Annotated in this window: 14 protein-coding genes; 8 read left to right on the top strand and 6 right to left on the bottom strand. The window is 43.0% G+C overall.

The annotated features are described in order from the left end of the window. From EI162_RS04580 to EI162_RS04570, 3 genes are all read right to left on the bottom strand, one after another. On the bottom strand, nt 1-250 hold a 250-nt coding region (locus tag EI162_RS04580), incomplete at its 3' end, for an IS1 family transposase (RefSeq protein WP_192523249.1). Nucleotides 251-486: 236 nt separating this feature from the next. Then, a protein-coding gene (gene prfB, locus EI162_RS04575) for a peptide chain release factor 2 (protein WP_192523248.1) occupies nt 487-1582 on the bottom strand; the annotation gives its coding sequence in 2 pieces (ribosomal slippage) (nt 487-1509 and nt 1511-1582; 1095 coding nt in all). Nucleotides 1583-1689: 107 nt separating this feature from the next. Then, entirely contained in the window at nt 1690-2391 is a 702-nt protein-coding gene (locus EI162_RS04570) for an HAD family hydrolase (RefSeq protein WP_192523247.1), read from the bottom strand. Between the two features lie 172 nt (nt 2392-2563). On the opposite strand from EI162_RS04570, the gene EI162_RS04565 reads away from it, so the two are divergent. Then, entirely contained in the window at nt 2564-3010 is a 447-nt protein-coding gene (locus tag EI162_RS04565; RefSeq protein WP_192523246.1) for a hypothetical protein, read from the top strand. Nucleotides 3011-3130: 120 nt separating this feature from the next. Here the strand turns inward: EI162_RS04565 and EI162_RS04560 are convergent, their stop codons facing one another. Beyond that, nucleotides 3131-3667: a gamma carbonic anhydrase family protein gene (locus EI162_RS04560; protein ID WP_192523245.1), complete on the bottom strand. Its 537-nt coding sequence runs from the start codon at nt 3665-3667 to the stop codon at nt 3131-3133. 288 nt (nt 3668-3955) lie between these two features. On the opposite strand from EI162_RS04560, the gene EI162_RS04555 reads away from it, so the two are divergent. The 7 genes from EI162_RS04555 (at nt 3956) to EI162_RS04525 (ending at nt 14366) form a co-directional block, all read left to right on the top strand. Then, nucleotides 3956-4507 (top strand): phosphatase PAP2 family protein, encoded by a 552-nt coding sequence (locus EI162_RS04555; RefSeq protein WP_192523244.1) that lies wholly within the window; start codon nt 3956-3958, stop codon nt 4505-4507. Between the two features lie 420 nt (nt 4508-4927). After that, nucleotides 4928-6157: a glutamine-hydrolyzing carbamoyl-phosphate synthase small subunit gene (gene carA, locus EI162_RS04550; protein ID WP_192523243.1), complete on the top strand. Its 1230-nt coding sequence runs from the start codon at nt 4928-4930 to the stop codon at nt 6155-6157. A gap of 197 nt (nt 6158-6354) precedes the next feature. Then, entirely contained in the window at nt 6355-9609 is a 3255-nt protein-coding gene (gene carB, locus EI162_RS04545; RefSeq protein WP_192523242.1) for a carbamoyl-phosphate synthase large subunit, read from the top strand. 359 nt (nt 9610-9968) lie between these two features. Continuing rightward, nucleotides 9969-10445, top strand: a complete 477-nt coding sequence (gene greA, locus EI162_RS04540; RefSeq protein WP_192523241.1) for a transcription elongation factor GreA — start codon at nt 9969-9971, stop codon at nt 10443-10445. Nucleotides 10446-10958: 513 nt separating this feature from the next. Further along, on the top strand, nt 10959-11846 hold the full coding sequence (locus EI162_RS04535; RefSeq protein ID WP_192523240.1) for a hypothetical protein: 888 nt from the start codon (nt 10959-10961) through the stop codon (nt 11844-11846). Between the two features lie 205 nt (nt 11847-12051). Then, complete coding sequence (locus EI162_RS04530) at nt 12052-12612, top strand: hypothetical protein (protein WP_192523239.1); 561 nt, start codon at nt 12052-12054, stop codon at nt 12610-12612. 359 nt (nt 12613-12971) lie between these two features. After that, nucleotides 12972-14366, top strand: a complete 1395-nt coding sequence (locus tag EI162_RS04525) for a glycosyltransferase (RefSeq protein ID WP_225735248.1) — start codon at nt 12972-12974, stop codon at nt 14364-14366. Nucleotides 14367-14487: 121 nt separating this feature from the next. On the opposite strand, the gene EI162_RS04520 is transcribed toward EI162_RS04525, so the two are convergent. Continuing rightward, nucleotides 14488-15972 (bottom strand): NAD-dependent succinate-semialdehyde dehydrogenase, encoded by a 1485-nt coding sequence (locus EI162_RS04520; protein ID WP_192523238.1) that lies wholly within the window; start codon nt 15970-15972, stop codon nt 14488-14490. A gap of 183 nt (nt 15973-16155) precedes the next feature. After that, entirely contained in the window at nt 16156-17340 is a 1185-nt protein-coding gene (locus EI162_RS04515; RefSeq protein ID WP_192523237.1) for an acyl-CoA dehydrogenase, read from the bottom strand. Between the last annotated feature and the right edge of the window lie 227 nt (nt 17341-17567).

The raw sequence follows: 17567 nt of genomic DNA, 5'->3' as shown, positions 1-17567 counted from the left end.
TAAGCACTTTACCAATACTAACTGAGGCTATAATAGCAATATCTCTAACACCGCAGCCTCTAACTGTCATGAGCCGTATAAGCTCTTCCACTTTAGAGTGACAGCCGTTATAAGTTAATGCATGGTCGCCAATAAACTGACGTTTGCAGTCCTTACATTGATAATTCTGCTTGCCATAGCTTTTTTTGCCATTTTTCTTTAAACTGGGACTGTGACAGTCGGGGCAGCTGATATCTATTTGTGTCTTCATAACCTCAAATATATCATCTTGCTTTGGCTGTCACCCTCCTTTATTTCTTCAGCATACTTTCTGACACACCACCAATTTAGCTTTATATAAGTACAGCACACCCTTTTTAGGCTTGATTTAATAAAGCTAAGCGAACGACTTTGAGAGCTTGCGAACAACGGAGTTGAGTGTTCTTTATTACATCATGCATGACATAATTTATGTATGTCACTTGCTTTCAATATTAATAGTGTCAACTACAATCCAGCCTTTAAACTGGCTTCAATAAATTGATCCAAATCACCATCCAGTACAGCACCCGTATTAAAGGTTTCAACGCCCGTGCGTAAGTCTTTGATACGTGAATCATCCAGTACATAAGAGCGAATTTGACTGCCCCAGCCGACGTCAGATTTATTGTCTTCGACCGCTTGCTGTGATTCCATGCGTTTTTGCATCTCAAGCTCATATAACTTGGCACGCAGCATTTTCATTGCCGTGGCTTTGTTACCATGTTGGCTACGCTCGTTTTGGCAGGTCACCACCACGCCTGTCGGTTCATGAGTAATACGTACCGCAGAATCAGTGGTATTGACGTGCTGACCACCTGCACCTGATGAGCGGTAAGTGTCCGTGCGTAAGTCAGCCGGATTGATATCAATCTCGACATTATCATCGACTTCAGGTGAGACAAATACGGCAGCAAATGACGTATGGCGACCGTTATTACTATCAAATGGGGATTTACGTACGAGGCGATGGACGCCGATTTCGGTACGCAACCAACCAAAAGCATAATCGCCTTTAATCTCAATCGTCGCTGATTTAATGCCAGCAACACCGCCAGATGATACTTCAATCACATCAACTTTAAAGTTATGCGCTTCTGCCCAGCGTGTATACATGCGCAGCAGCATTTCTGCCCAGTCTTGCGCTTCTGTGCCGCCACTGCCCGATTGAATATCTAAATAGCAGTTGTTCGGATCCATCTCACCGCTAAACATGCGGCGGAACTCTAAATCAGCCACGCGCTTCTCAGCATTGTCGAGCTCGGCTTGCACATCAGCAAGCAGTGATTCGTCTTCTGCTTCTTCGGCTAACTCTAGCATCGCAGACGCATCTTCTAAGGTGGTCTCAAGCGACACTACGACGTCGATAACACCGTCAAGCTGGCTTTTTTCTTTATTAATTTTGGTCGCACGCTCTGGATCGTTCCATAGCTCAGGATTTTCTAGCTCTAGGTTGACTTCTTCCAAGCGTTCTTGCTTACCATCGAAGTCAAAGATACCTCCGCAAGTCCTGCCCACGCTCTGATAAATCTTTGATTTGTTCTTGATACGGATTAATTTCCATAAAGGTTCCTGTGTTTTTAAGATAAATAGCCAACGAATCTGGTGCTATTTTAAATGAGATTGAGGTTAAATGGTTGATTATTTCTTATTGCTCATCATTAAAACAGCCTAAATTGACCAATCTTCAACTGCCCAGCGATGGGCTAACGCATGCGCCTGTAGCGCCTCATCGGGTGACACGCAGATAGCCACATCTGCCCATTCGAGCAGCGGAATATCATTCTTGGAATCTGAATAGGCATAAGTCTTATCAAAGGTAATACCAGCCAATTGCTGTTTATTGAGCCACTTATCTAAATGGTAAATCTTCCCTTCTTTAAAATTTGGCTTATCAGTTAACTTGCCCGTATAGCGCTCATTTTGTATCTCAAGTGGGGTCGATAACACATTGGCATCTGCTACACCAAAGCGCTTGGCAATCGCCGAAACCACAAAGTCATTGGTTGCCGAAATAATCACCACATTATGACCTTTTTCGATATGCTGACACAGCACTTCCATCGCTTTTGGGCGAATATGTGGCTCAATTTCACTTTTAATATAGTCTTCTCGCAGCGCATGGAGCTTGTCCATTGGTAAGCTACTCAAGAACTGCGCCACAAATTCATTATATTCCGTCGCATCAAGCGTGCCTTCGATATAATCTTGATAAAACTTCTGATTGGCCGTGCGATACTCAGCTTCATCGACGAGGTTTTGCTTGACGATATACTCGCCCCATAGATAGTCGCTATCGACATCGAGTAAAGTATGGTCTAAATCAAATAACGCCAGTTCTTTTTGCGAGTTCTGTGCTTGTGTCGCTTGCATAGTGGAGCCTTATTATTGTGGTGTAAAATTATAATCTTTGATGTTGATAGTTTCTGAATAGACTTTAATATAAATACTTTTCGAGAACACTACTGTTCACCGAACAAAACTATGGTAAATTATTTGCTTTAGCGTGCCTTTAATCTACTTAATAATAAAAATAGAGAATTTCATGAAAGCGTCTAATGATAAAACCGCTTCGCTTAATAGACCACGACGCCCTGCTCGCTCAATCAGAGAAATCAGACGACGTCAATTAGGTAAGAGCTATCAGTCGCCTTTAGACCGCATACTGTATGCGCTCTTAAATGCACTACTGTACGGTTTTGGCGGCCTACTTATCGACCTTGCCATCGTGGTCATTCGCTCAATAGCCGGTATGGGCAATGGCGATATATTTTGGCTATTTACCCCATTTATGTTAGTGCTTGGCGCGTTAATAGGTTTCATCGTTGGTAAAAGCGCTGGTGCTGAGAGCGTCAATGCTTTAAACATCGACAAAACAGGCAACAACACTTATCTTAGTGACCACTCTATACGCCATGATATATTTCGCGGACTTATCATCGGTATTATTATCTTTGCAATTATTTGGCTGATTATGATGCTTATGGTATAAAACTCGGTGCATTTATCACCATGACGTACAACTATAAAGCGCTATAAAAGACATAAAGAGGATAGGCTATTATCATACTATCCTATTGTTTTGATAAAACCCTTCTTACTGCGCTAACAATTAATCAGGCATCGCTATCTCTGTTAAGCCTGTTTTAAACTGCTGACAACGCTCCGCATAATGCATGGCTGATAGCTTTAACATCGCTGCTTGCTCGTCGGTTAATGTCTTAACCACTTTTGCAGGGGCACCCATCACCAGCGAATTATCTGGAATCTCTTTGCCTTCTGTAACCAAGGCTTTGGCACCAATGATACAGTTTTTACCGATTTTGGCGTTATTTAAAACCACAGCACCAATTCCAATCAAGCTATTATCACCGACTTCACAGCCATGCAGCATCGCTAAATGACCAATCGTCACATAGTTGCCGATTTTAACCTCAATCCCTGCGTCGGTATGAATCACGCTGTTTTCTTGGACGTTACTATAATCACCGATATGGATACGCTCGTTATCGCCACGCAGCACCGCGCCAAACCAAATACTGGCTTGATGACCCAAATATACATCACCCATGACTTGCGCGGAATCTGCCACCCAACCATTAAAAGGTACTGCAAATTCAGGCACCTTATCTAAATATTGATAAATCATAATCTATCCTTAGTCGTTATTTTTTATAAAAATATGTTGTAAAGCCCGATAATCGTAAAGCTTAGGCCGTGTTGAACATTCAAAAATAAAAGCTCTGTTCTGTATAGTCGATACTCGATAAAAACAGATACATTAGGTGATAACGTACGACTGCTATAAATTTTTCTAGCTTGCTGTGCTTACGCCGACAGAGGCTATGAAAAATTCATTCCAGCCCTACTGTGTCGTTTTTACATGGAACTGACTATAGTATAATGCCGCCAATAAACCCTATTTAGGCTCGCCGCCATGATCAGCAAAAAACATTCAGCGATTATATTGTTATCCAGTAGCATCATTGTCGCTACCCCTGCTCATGCAGCCAATAGCTCTGGTATTGAACAAGCAGGAGACATTCTATCCTTTGCCATACCTGCCGTTGCTTACGGTAGCACTTATTATATGGATGATAAAGAGGGTCGACAGCAATTTTACTACTCATTTGCTACCAATGTTGCCGCTACTTATGCCTTAAAGACGATGATTGATAAAGAACGACCTGATGGCAGCGATGATAAATCTTTTCCCTCTGGTCATACCTCAAGGGCTTTTCAAGGTGCTAGCTTTATTCATAAACGCTATGGTTTAGAATATAGCATTCCTGCTTATATTAGTGCAGGCTTTGTTGCCTATAGTCGTGTCGAAGCCGATGAACATGATACGGTTGATGTATTGGCTGGTGCAGCTCTAGGGGTTGCCAGTAGCATGTATTTAACAAAAAGCTATTATGATGATCAACTGCATATCGCCACTAACCTATCTCCAGATTACTACGGCTTATCGGTTCATTATAATTTTTAAAGCTGTTACTGATTTTTATTCGTTCTATAGTTTTTATTCGTTTAGAAATGCTATTAATAACTGAGGCAAATTTTTAATAAATAACAGGTATTATGAATAAATAAGCAAGCTTTAGGTTGTATATGCATTTTATTAGCCTATCTCTAGTTAAGATGCTAGCCCTTAACGCAAAACTCTAGTATAATGCGCAAAATCTGTGCCAAAGCGAGCGGACATGATGCAAGTTACCTATTCACTATCTAGTGGGTTTTGTAGTTTCCATCAATAATGTCTTCTCGCTTTTTTGTGGAAAAATTTTGGCTCTGGCTCTTTTTTTATTGTTATTTAGCAGCAGTTAAATAGAGATAAAAGGCTATTTTAGCGCAAAATTTTCATCATTAAAATCATGGCACTCACTAATAACAGCGGAGGCAACAACCCTTGAATTCATCGACAGAAATACAAGCAATTTTGGCACTAGCAGACGGTACGATTTTTCATGGTTTGAGTATCGGCAGTCTCGGTCATCGTGTCGGTGAGGTGGTTTTTAATACAGCCATGACAGGGTATCAAGAGATTCTCACCGACCCAAGTTACGCACGTCAGCTCGTCACCCTCACCTATCCGCACATCGGTAATACCGGTACCAACGCTGAAGATACTGAATCTGGCAACGGTCATAAAGTCTGGGCTGACGGTCTTATCATCCGCGATGCGACGATGGTCACCTCAAACTTCCGTAACTCAGAATCACTGAGCGATTACCTACAAAATCATAACACGGTCGCTATCGCTGATATCGATACACGTCAGCTGACTCGCTTGCTACGTGATAAAGGGGCGCAAAACGGTTGTATCATGACTGCTTCTAATGGTGAAACGATTAGCAGCGACGATGAGCAACAAGCGATTAAACTGGCGCAAGAATTCGCTGGCATAGAAGGCATGGACTTAGCAAAAGAATGCTGTACACCGACGACGTTTGAGTGGACAGCCGGTAGCTGGGATTTATCAGATACGCTGCTTAACCGTGATATACCTGGCAGCCATGATAGCGGTACGGGCGGCTTCTTTAAACAGCTTGGCAGCCATGTTGAAGCAAAATACAATGTAGTCGCTTATGACTTTGGCAGCAAAACCAACATTCTACGTATGCTAGTAGACCGTGGTTGCCATGTGACAGTGGTACCAGCGCAAACGCCTATTGCTGACGTTATCAAAATGAATCCAGACGGTATCTTCTTATCAAATGGTCCTGGCGACCCTGCTGCTTGTGACTATGCTATCGATGCGGTACGTCATATCATTGAAGAAACGGATATTCCAACCTTTGGTATCTGCTTAGGTCATCAGCTGATTGGTCTTGCCAGCGGCGCAAACACCATCAAAATGAAAACTGGTCATCATGGTGCCAACCATCCAGTACAAGATTTAGCTGCTGGTACGGTTATGATTACCAGTCAAAATCATGGTTTTGCGGTTGATGAAGACACCTTGCCAGACAACGTTAAGTCGACCCATCGCTCGTTGTTTGACGGTACTAACCAAGGTATTGAGCTGACCAATAAGCCTGTCTTTAGCTTCCAAGGTCACCCTGAAGCCAGCCCTGGTCCGCATGATGCCGCGCCACTGTTTGATAAATTTGCAGAGTTGATGGCAGCGGCTAAATAACTTTTAACTATAAGCCATTAGCAAACAGCATATATTCGTTATACAGCTTAGATCACGAACGATGGTTTAAGCTGATCCACGCAAAATAACATTGTTTTATTAAGATATAGCTTTTTAAAATATAGCACTGTTCAAACACAGTTTTATCCGAATTATCAATCAATTAAAACATCATACTAACGAAGGTAGCCCTAACTATGCCAAAACGTACCGACATAAAAAGCATTCTTATCATTGGCGCAGGCCCTATCGTCATCGGTCAAGCGTGTGAATTTGATTATTCAGGTGCCCAAGCCTGTAAAGCGCTAAAAGAAGAAGGTTATCGCGTCATCTTGGTCAACTCAAACCCAGCGACCATCATGACCGACCCTGTCATGGCTGATGCGACATACATCGAGCCGATTACTTGGCAGACGGTTGAGCAAATCATTGCCAAAGAACGTCCTGACGCAATCTTGCCCACCATGGGCGGACAGACGGCGCTAAACTGTGCGCTCGAATTGGACAAGCACGGCGTATTAACCAAATACAACTGCGAGCTGATTGGTGCGACCAAAGATTCAATCGAGATGGCAGAAGACCGCAACTTATTTGATAAAGCCATGAAGCGTATCGGCCTTGAATGTCCGCGCGCTGAAACCGCTGAAACCATGGAAGAAGCGTTTATTACCCAAGAAAAAATGGGCTATCCGTGTATCATTCGTCCGTCATTTACCATGGGCGGTTCCGGCGGCGGTATCGCGTATAACCGTGATGAATTTATCGAAATTTGTGAGCGCGGTTTTGACTTATCGCCAAACCATCAACTCCTTATCGATGAATCATTAATCGGTTGGAAGGAGTATGAAATGGAAGTGGTTCGTGACAAAAACGACAACTGCATCATCATCTGTGCGATTGAGAACTTTGATCCAATGGGCGTGCATACCGGCGACTCTATCACCGTCGCGCCAGCACAAACTTTGACCGACAAAGAATACCAAATCATGCGTAATGCTTCATTAGCAGTACTGCGTGAAATCGGTGTTGAAACAGGCGGCTCAAACGTCCAGTTTGGTATCAACCCTGAGACCGGTCGTATGGTCGTTATCGAGATGAACCCACGCGTTTCACGCTCATCAGCATTGGCATCAAAAGCCACTGGCTTCCCGATTGCCAAAATCGCTGCCAAACTGGCCATTGGGTATACGTTAGATGAATTGCAAAATGACATTACTGGTGGCAAAACGCCAGCCAGCTTCGAGCCTGCGCTTGATTATGTCGTCACTAAAATACCTCGTTTTAACTTTGAAAAATTTCCACAAGCCGATAGTGCATTATCAACACAAATGAAGTCGGTTGGTGAAGTGATGGCGATTGGTCGTAACTTCCAAGAATCCATGCAAAAAGCACTGCGTGGTATGGAAACCGGCAATGATGGTTTTGATGAGCAAATCGACTTATCAAAAGTAAGCATTGAAAAAGCCCGTAGCGAGATTACCAATCGCTTGACCATTCCAACCCCTGAACGCATTTATTATATTGCTGATGCTTTCCGTATTGGTATGAGCGTCGATGAGGTGTTTAACTTAACCAAAATCGACCCATGGTTCTTGGTGCAAATCGAAGATATCGTTAACACTGAAGCAACGGTTAAAGCACTAGGCTTTGGCGGTTTGAACGAGAAAAACTTACGTAGCTTTAAGCGTAAAGGCTTATCTGACCTACGTTTGGCGAAGTTGCTTGGTGTGTCACAAAAGCAGCTACGTAAAAAACGCTGGGACTTAAACGTTTATCCAGTCTATAAGCGTGTCGACACCTGCGCGGCAGAATTTGCCACCAGTACCGCTTATATGTACTCAACGTATGATAGTGAATGTGAAGCCAACCCAACGGATAACAAAAAAATCATGGTTATCGGTGGTGGTCCTAACCGTATCGGTCAAGGTATCGAGTTTGACTATTGCTGTGTCCACGCGGCACTTGCGATGCGCGAAGACGGTTATGAGACCATCATGGTCAACTGTAACCCTGAAACCGTTTCAACCGATTATGACACCTCTGACCGTCTATATTTTGAGCCAATTACGCTTGAAGACGTATTAGAAATTGTGCGTATCGAAAATCCTGATGGGGTGATTGTGCAGTTTGGTGGTCAAACACCATTGAAACTGGCGCGCGCTTTAGAATCTGCTGGGGTCAAAATAATCGGTACTAGCCCTGATGCGATTGACCGCGCAGAAGATCGCGAACGCTTCCAACATATGATTCAACAATTAAACCTTATTCAACCAACCAATGCCTTGGCCACGAGCTTAGAAGACGGCTTGATAAAAGCAAAAGACGTGGGTTATCCATTGGTCGTACGCCCCTCTTATGTACTCGGTGGTCGCGCGATGGAAATTGTCTACAACGAAGACGAGTTAAGACATTATCTGCGCACCGCTGTACAAGCATCAAACGAAGCGCCAGTATTGTTAGATCGTTTCTTAGACGATGCGATCGAAGTCGATGTGGACTGTGTTAGCGACGGTACAGACGTGGTAATTGGCGGTATCATGCAGCATATCGAACAAGCAGGCGTACACTCTGGTGACTCAGCATGCTCATTGCCACCCTACTCGTTGTCTGATGAATTGTGTGACGTCATGCGCGCGCAAACGATTGCCATGGCAAAAGAGCTTGGTGTTGTCGGTCTAATGAACGTGCAATTTGCTGTAAAAGGTGAAACCGTTTATATCCTTGAAGTCAACCCACGCGCTGCACGTACCGTACCGTTTGTGTCTAAATGCATCGGTACATCACTAGCGCAAATCGCCGCGCGTTGTATGGCGGGCACCTCGCTAAAAGATCAAGGCTTTACCACTGAAATCGTACCTGCATTCTATGCGGTCAAAGAAGCGGTATTCCCATTTGCCAAATTCCCAGGTGTTGACCCAATCTTAAGCCCTGAGATGAAATCAACCGGTGAAGTCATGGGCGTTGGTAAAACTTTTGGCGAAGCTTTTTACAAGGCCGTCATCGGTAGTAATGAGCGTCTGCCAGGTTTGCCAACCGAAGGCGAAAACAAAACCATCTTTATCTCAGTACGTGATAGCGATAAAGAGCAAGTGGCGCCTATCGCCCGTCAGCTTATCGACTTTGGCTTTAATATCGTTGCTACTACTGGTACCCAAAAAGTATTGGCAGAAAATGGTATCGAATGTAAGCAAATCAATAAAGTTACCGAAGGTCGCCCACACATCGTTGATGCCTTAAAAAATGGCAAAATCGACATGATTATCAACACCACCGAAGGCAAGCAGGCACAAGAGGATTCTTTCTCTATTCGCCGTAGCGCGCTACAAGGCAAGGTATTCTATGTCACCACCCTAGGCGCGGCGGATGCGGTTTGTAAATCTTACGCGATTGACTTGCCATTTGACGTTTATAAGCTGCAAGATTTGCATGAACAAGCGAAGACTATCGTTTAACTCTATTGACTTGGCTGCATAATTTCAGTAGATTAAGCCTAATCGCTAGGCTAAATTAAAAGCCAATGCGAAACTTGTTATTGATTTTGATATGATAATAATGCTTTAAAAAAACGACACTTTTAAAGAAATAGACCTAAAAAGCATAGTGGCTGAACTGCGACTATGCTTTTTATTACGTAAGGTTAAGTGCACCTCAGCTTAAGCGTCGTACGCTCAAGCATGACTCTACCTTTGCCTATTACGCAGTCTAAACCTTACTCTTTTTATACTTCATACTCATTGCTACAACGCTGACACCATCTCACTATTCGCTAAGAGTAGGAGGTGGTGTGGTGTTATTGGTTTAAGGAAAAAATATGCAACGTTACCCCATGACTCCACAAGGACATGCTGCTTTAGAAACTGAACTCAAACAGTTAAAAAGTGTCGACCGTCCTCGTATCACAGCCGCTATCGCTGAAGCTCGCGAACACGGCGACTTAAAAGAAAATGCTGAATACCATGCTGCCCGTGAACAGCAAGGGTTTTGTGAAGCACGTATCCGCGATATCGAAGCCAAATTAGGCGGTGCTCAAGTCATCGATACTGCGACTTTGCCAAAAGACGGTCGTATCATATTCGGCGTGAGCGTCGTTATCGAAAATATGGACACCGAAGAAGAGAAACAATATAAAATCGTTGGCGACGATGAAGCTGACTTTAAAGCGGGTAAAATCTCTGTCAACTCACCGATTGCCCGTGGTTTAATTGGCAAATTCGAAGGCGATGAAGTACGTATCGAAACCCCAAAAGGCGTGGTCGAATACGAAATTATGAAAGTCATATACGATTAATTTAATTGGATTTTTTAGCTTTTATAGTCAGTAAAATAGTAATTCTTTTAAGAAGTAAATAAAGTAAAGCACACAAAAAATCATTGTTTATAGGACGGCAGTTACACAATGCAGCTGTTCTATTTAATCCGTTTTAGCGCATAATTGTTGAGTTGAAATGGCTAAATAATTAGGCGCATGGCGCATGCTTAGCTATTCATTAAAATAATGACGGATAAATCGGTAATTTTATAGTTTGATAGCATGCTTTGATAAACAGCTTGTATCGTTTGGCTATTTATTACTGTTATCACTATCCCCTCGACCCTCGTTATTTGGCCTGCTCTGTAGTGTCATTTAACGGGGGTTTTGTTTATCTAATACCAAACCCAAAAAGTAAGATTGGCTGTGTCAGACTCGTTTAGTCTACAAGGCGTAGTACTTGAACTCGTTTTCCTTGCCATTCTAATTTTTGTGAATGGTATAAGTATACTTATACCTGCTTTACTGACGGTACCTTTAAAGGACTTTATTATGACCACTACTATGAATCGCTCAACTGGTTTGCAAAAAACAGCCACATTCACGGCAGTATCGGCGATTTTGGCCGGTACAGTACTGGCTCTGTCATCAGCAAATGCCGCTACTGAAGTAGCCATTAATCCGTCTGCTGGCGATAGTACCACCGTGGTTGAACAGTACTCTGACGGCAAAAACACCACTATTAATGCGACGTCTAACGGTATTACCATGCAAGACGGTATGCCTTTTTCGATCACTCAAGTCAGCAATGTGCCGCGTTATGTCGTTCGTCAAGGTACTAACGACAATACAGTCATCTCTCAAGGTAGCACCACTGTCACGAGCGTACCTGTAACAAATAAGGCGACCAATCAAACCAACAGAGTCGATGTGATAGCCGTGCCGACGGCGAGTACAGTAACGCAAGTATTGCCTGTCACGCCTGCTAGCCAATTGCCCGTTATTAATGCTAATGTATCGACGACAACTACTATAGACACCATACAACTCACACCCACCTTTAATATGCCTGATATCGTCAACGCTCAAACCAAAGTGATGAAAATCCTTAAAAACAGCGATGGACGTGAGGTAGCAGTTCCTGCCAACCATATCGCGCCTGGTGATATTATTGAATATCATACGACTTATACCAATACCACCGCGCAGCCTGTGACTGATATTAATGCCATGGTTTCGTTGCCAAATGGCGTGAGATTAGTATCGTTGAATAGCCCGCTACCAACGCTTGCAACCACTGGCGGCGATACATACCAAACCATTCAGCAAGTAGGTAATACAGTGGTTGTCAAAGAGAACTACTCTGGCCTTAAGTGGAACTTGGTTGACCTGAGTCCAAATGCTGCACAGACTGTGGTCATACGCGCCAAAGTGCAATAAATACAGCATAAAATCTTAAAAATCAATAAAAGGTCTTGCGCGCTATTTTTCTAGTGAGCAAGGCCTTTTTTATACGTGCACTTTATTCCTTAACAACCAACCTTTTGCTATAGTGCTTTTAATCCAAAACAAATATCTGGTTGTTGTTTGCATGTATAAACCTTCTTTTCTTTATTCATTGATTTTTATCATTTACGGCTGTCTCTTGAGTTCTACATCTTGGGCTGAAGCCACCGAACCAAAATTTGACGATAGCTTTTATATGTCGAAAATTTGTACTGCATATATGAGTAAAGACGGTCATGAATATTGTGATGATGGTTATATCCTTAAAAGCGAAACGTTAAATGATGGCACCATAATAGAAACTGTAATTATGGATGACATGGGTGGTTACGGCTGGAACCATACTTCGCTCAAAAGAGTCGATAAAGATACTTATCATGTCTATATCGGCTGTGGTAGTTCATGCGGAGCTAATATACTATTTGGTCGTGGGGATAAAAAACAAAATTTTGATCTATACTTTGATTTTGATCTAAAAAGTCGGTGTAGTGTTGAATATGACAATGATCAAAAACTCTGGATTGCCCGTCATTTTTTCTCGGATAAAGAGATGGCTTTACCTTCAACTCATAGCAATAGTGAATCTGCGATTTATCCCAAGTACAATGTTGAGTTTGATAAAAAAGGACGTCTAATTGTCAAAAAACACTTCTCAGAAGAAGTGGTTCAAACCTTGCCTAACCCCTGCTCCTTTAATTAAAAACCTCATAAATAGCACGACAACAGTTGTCGCATAAAATCAATATTTCTCTAATAATTACAGTGACTTGCAAGCCATTTTTCTAAAATAATAGCTTATAAATGAATTGGTAATCTGCGCTTATGGCAACCATAAATTACGAACGACTACAAGGGAAACTCAACATCCCGCTAATATTCATAGTGAGCATGAGCGAGCAGCGCTATCAGCATTTTTGGTAAGGCTACTTTATGATCGTTAACATCAAAGAGGGCAGAAACCAATAACCTAATCCTATCTTTTTATCTTGATGGTTGAGTTTTGACCGCTTTTAACTGACAATAGCAACTTGATATTATTAACTGGTCATCAATGCCACTATGAAAGTTATGCGCTTACTGTCGTCTTTAAAGCATGATGAATCCGAGCGCGGCATTTTTCATCTTGGCCGCGCATTGGTCAAAAATGATCATACTTCAATTATTGTCTCTAGTGCTGATGAAGACAATGAATTGGTCATACGCCTGAAGCGTGATGGCAATAACTACCACCAGTTATATATGAATAAAAAATCCTGGTTGTCTTTATTGCAAGTCGCGGCATTGCGCCGTCTGATTGAAAAATACAATCCTGACATCATTCATGTGCACTCGCGCACGCCTGCATGGATACTACACTTGGCACTACGCCGCGCACGTGTCAAACGTATGCCAAAACTGATCTCGACCATGTATGGCTTTTACCCCATCAATAAATACTCGCAAGCCCTGCTCGATGTCGATACGATTATCACAGTCTCTGATAGTGTGACCAACTATCTAAAAAAAGGACTGCGCCGCGAAGAGCTTGAGCCTAAAGTGATTAAGCGCATCTACCGTGGCATCGATACCCGCCGCTATCCTTATCGGCACAATCCTTCTGTTTATTGGCTGCGGCATACCTTTGCTGAATACCCTGAGCTTGAGCATAAAAAGTGGCTGGTATTTCCAACCATTATTGGCAATGAATACGGTCAAGAATGGTTGATTGATATTTTGGGTAACTTGCAAGAGCAATTCCCTAATATCCACGTCATTATTATGGATGAGGATTATAGAGATGGTGATGTGGCGCATGAAGACTTCCGTCAACGCACCAATACACTGGGCTTGGCTGAGCGTATTACCTATGTGGGCAGCAAACGCAACGACATGCGCGAGTGGTTGTCAGCAGCCAATATCGTGATGGCACTTGCCAACGAACCCGAACCTATCGGCATCAATGCCCTGCAAGCCATTCACTTGGGAACGCCAGTAATTGGTTGGGACCAAGCGGCGTTTAGTGAAATTCTACAACCGCTCTACCCGCAAGGATTGGTAAAAAAATACAATGCCAAAGCGCTATGTAAATCAGTGAGAAATCAGCTAGAAAGCGTGACACGCCCTGAGATAACCACTCAATTTACTATGCGTGAGATGATTGAAGAAACGCTTGCTGTGTACCAAGGTTTGTATGATTTGTCATTAGCAGAAGAACAAACAGCCACGGATGTTCTAGCGGAAAAAAGAATCAAAAAGAGCCTTAAACCAACCATCCAACCTTTTGATAAGCCTTCTGATCGTCTGGTTCATAAAGAACCTATTAAACCGATTGTTCTTAGTAAAAAAAAGACGGTTGACAAAGATAAGCCTACGCCAGCGACTAAAACTTTAGAGCCCAAACCTATTGAGGCTAAAAAATCACTGCTGAAACATGGCGACTCGTTAGTAACAAAAGATAAAAATCTTGAAGAATAGCTTTCAATATTACTTTTCACTGACTATATAAAAAAGCCTAACGTCCAACGCTAGACTTTTTTATTAACTTAGTTTCATATGCCATTTTAAAATAAACGGTTATTTTTTAGGCTAAAACAGCTTAACTAATATCAGAACACCAGTATTTAGTTACAACATATTCTTCAATACCATATTTTGAGCCTTCACGACCAAAGCCCGACTGTTTTACCCCGCCAAAAGGCGCTACTTCTGTAGAGATTAAACCTGTGTTATGGCCGACAATGCCGTACTCAAGACCTTCCGTCACGCGCCATGAGCGGGCATAATCGTTACTATAGAAGTAAGCGGCAAGACCATAGATAGTGTCATTGGCTTTACGAATCACTTCTTCTTCGTCTGAGAAGATAAATATCGTTGCGATAGGGCCAAATATTTCTTCGCTGGCAATCTCCATGTCGGTACTCAAATCCGTAATGACCGTCGGGTTAAAACTCAGTGCCGAGGCAGGATTTGTATCGCCACCAGTGACAATTTTTGCGCCTTTATCAAGTGCATCGTTTAATAGTGCTTGAACCTTTTCTAGGCCATCTTTATTGATAAGCGGTCCAATATCGACACCTTCCTCCATGCCATTACCGACTTTGAGCTCAGTTACTTTTTTGACAAAAATTTCTAAAAATTTATCTTTGATGCTATCTTGGACATAGACTCGGTTGGCACAGACACAGGTTTGACCCGCATTACGGTACTTAGAAGCGATTAAGCCTTCAGCCGCCTTTTCCAAATCAGCGTCATCAAAGACAATAAATGGTGCGTTACCACCAAGCTCTAATGACAGTTTTTTGACAGTTGGTGCACATTGCGCCATTAATGTACGCCCCACTTCCGTCGAGCCAGTAAAGGAGAGTTTTTGGATTCGGACGTCACTGGTTAAAATATCACCGATGACTGATGATTTCCCAGTCACGACCTGAATGACACCTGCTGGAATGCCGGCTTGCTCTGCTAATACACCCAATGCCAAGGCAGAAAATGGTGTTTCGGAGGCAGGCTTGATAATCATAGTACAGCCTGATGCGAGTGCAGGCGCAGCTTTACGTGTAATCATCGCTGCTGGAAAGTTCCAAGGAGTAATCGCCGCACAAACACCAATTGGCTGCTTTAAAATGACATGGCGCAGTTGCGATTTATTAGCAGGAATGGTGTCGCCATAAACGCGTTTGCCTTCCTCGCTAAACCAACGAATAAAGCTATTGGCATAGCCAATTTCGCCGCGTGACTCAGTCAAAGGCTTTCCTTGTTCAGCAGTCATAATAATCGCTAAATCTTCTTTATTGGCATCGATGAGGTCTGCCCACTTTTGTAGCAGCTCGCTACGCTCTTGTGCCGTTTTTGCCGCCCAAGCTGTCTGCGCATCATGAGAATACGCAACCGCTTCATTGACATCCTCTTTGCTCAGGCTTGGTACAGTACCAATAACCTCCCCAGTAAAGGGATTGCTGACCTCGATAGTGGCACTGTTGTTGCCATTATCATTATCACTGGCTTCGTGCCAGCCATCCTTAATAAAACACTGCTGTTTGAGTAAACTTGGGTTCGATAGTTTTAATGTATTTTTAGACATAAAACGCTCCTTGGCGTTGATCTTATTTATAGTTATTGGTGAAATATTGGTAAAGCAATTATCAATCACAACCATTATTATAGGAAGCATCAGACGCCATTCGCAACCCTCACTAACACTTCTCTCACCATTTTAAAATGAGGACACGCCCTAGTGACACTCCAGATAAACTCGACCTAAAAACTATGAAAACGCTTGAATGCCAGTCTGTGCACGGCCTAAGATAAGCGCATGAATATCATGTGTACCTTCATAAGTGTTCACCGCTTCTAAATTCATCACATGGCGAATGACGTGATATTCGTCAGAGATACCATTACCACCATGCATATCACGGGCCACGCGAGCAATATCAAGCGCCTTACCACAGTTATTACGCTTAATCAGCGAAATCATCTCAGGTGTGGCTTGGTTATCATCCATTAAACGACCGACACGCAGCGCAGCTTGGAGACCTAAGCTAATCTCTGTTTGCATATCGGCAAGTTTTAACTGCACCAACTGTGTTGCCGCGAGCGGACGGTCAAACTGAATACGCTCAAGGGTATATTGACGAGCTGCTTTCCAGCAGAATTCAGCCGCACCCATCGAACCCCAGGCGATACCATAACGGGCTTTATTTAGACAGCCAAACGGGCCTTTTAGACCGCGTATATCTGGGAAAGCATTGGTTTCAGGTACGAACACTTTATCCATCACAATCTCACCAGTAACGGATGCACGTAGCGAGAACTTACCTTCAATCTTTGGCGCTGACAGCCCTTTCATACCTTTGTCTAAGATAAAACCTCGTATCTTACCTTCGTCATCTTTCGCCCATATGACAAACACATCAGCAATCGGACTATTGGTAATCCACATTTTATTACCCGTCAGCTCATAGCCGCCATCGACTGCGCGCGCACGCGTCAACATCGATGAGGGGTCTGAACCTGAGTCTGGCTCGGTCAAACCAAAACAGCCAACATATTCGCCAGTCGCAAGTTTAGGGAGATATTTTTCTTTCTGTTCTTCAGTGCCATACGCCCAAATCGGATGCATGACCAAGCTTGACTGCACACTCATCGCTGAGCGATAACCTGAATCTACCGCTTCTATTTCCTTAGCAACCAAACCATAAGCAACGCTAGATAGACCCGCGCAGCCATAGCCATCAATCGTCATGCCAAGCAAACCCATCTCACCCATCTGCCGCATGATATTGCGATCAAAATGCTCATGACGGTTGGCACTGATAATGTTCGGCATCAACTCTTTTTGAAAAAACTGACGGGCGCTATCCGCTACCATACGCTCTTCTTCGGTGAGCTGGTCACGTAGTAAAAAAGGATCTTCCCAATCAAAACGTACGCTGGTAGAATTTGCCATATGTTTCTCCTTGATTTGTTAGACTACTCTCTATACTAGAAGTTTCTGCTATTATTTCGATACAGACACGCCCTAGTATAGAGAGTAAAAGGCTGTCCGCAAAATTAGAACCGTTAATGATAACGTCATATCCTAACTCGTACAGTATTAGTATTTACTACAACTAAATAATGATGGTAATGAGCGACTCAATCAGTTAATGATTACCACTGATGTTACCACTTTTC

The sequence above is a fragment of the Psychrobacter sp. FME6 genome, assembly GCF_014861365.1.
In the GTDB taxonomy this organism is placed as follows: Bacteria; Pseudomonadota; Gammaproteobacteria; order Pseudomonadales; family Moraxellaceae; genus Psychrobacter.
This window is presented reverse-complemented; position numbering and strand designations above follow the sequence as displayed.

Bases quoted from the DNA above. Each gene is read 5' to 3' on its own strand.
- EI162_RS04555 (WP_192523244.1), top strand. From the start codon at position 3,956: ATGATCAGCAAAAAACATTCAGCGATTATATTGTTATCCAGTAGCATC.
- EI162_RS04525 (WP_225735248.1), top strand. From the start codon at position 12,972: ATGAAAGTTATGCGCTTACTGTCGTCTTTAAAGCATGATGAATCCGAG.
- EI162_RS04570 (WP_192523247.1), bottom strand. From the start codon at position 2,391: ATGCAAGCGACACAAGCACAGAACTCGCAAAAAGAACTGGCGTTATTT.
- EI162_RS04560 (WP_192523245.1), bottom strand. From the start codon at position 3,667: ATGATTTATCAATATTTAGATAAGGTGCCTGAATTTGCAGTACCTTTT.
- EI162_RS04565 (WP_192523246.1), top strand. From the start codon at position 2,564: ATGAAAGCGTCTAATGATAAAACCGCTTCGCTTAATAGACCACGACGC.
- EI162_RS04515 (WP_192523237.1), bottom strand. From the start codon at position 17,340: ATGGCAAATTCTACCAGCGTACGTTTTGATTGGGAAGATCCTTTTTTA.
- EI162_RS04520 (WP_192523238.1), bottom strand. From the start codon at position 15,972: ATGTCTAAAAATACATTAAAACTATCGAACCCAAGTTTACTCAAACAG.
- greA (WP_192523241.1), top strand. From the start codon at position 9,969: ATGCAACGTTACCCCATGACTCCACAAGGACATGCTGCTTTAGAAACT.
- EI162_RS04535 (WP_192523240.1), top strand. From the start codon at position 10,959: ATGACCACTACTATGAATCGCTCAACTGGTTTGCAAAAAACAGCCACA.
- carB (WP_192523242.1), top strand. From the start codon at position 6,355: ATGCCAAAACGTACCGACATAAAAAGCATTCTTATCATTGGCGCAGGC.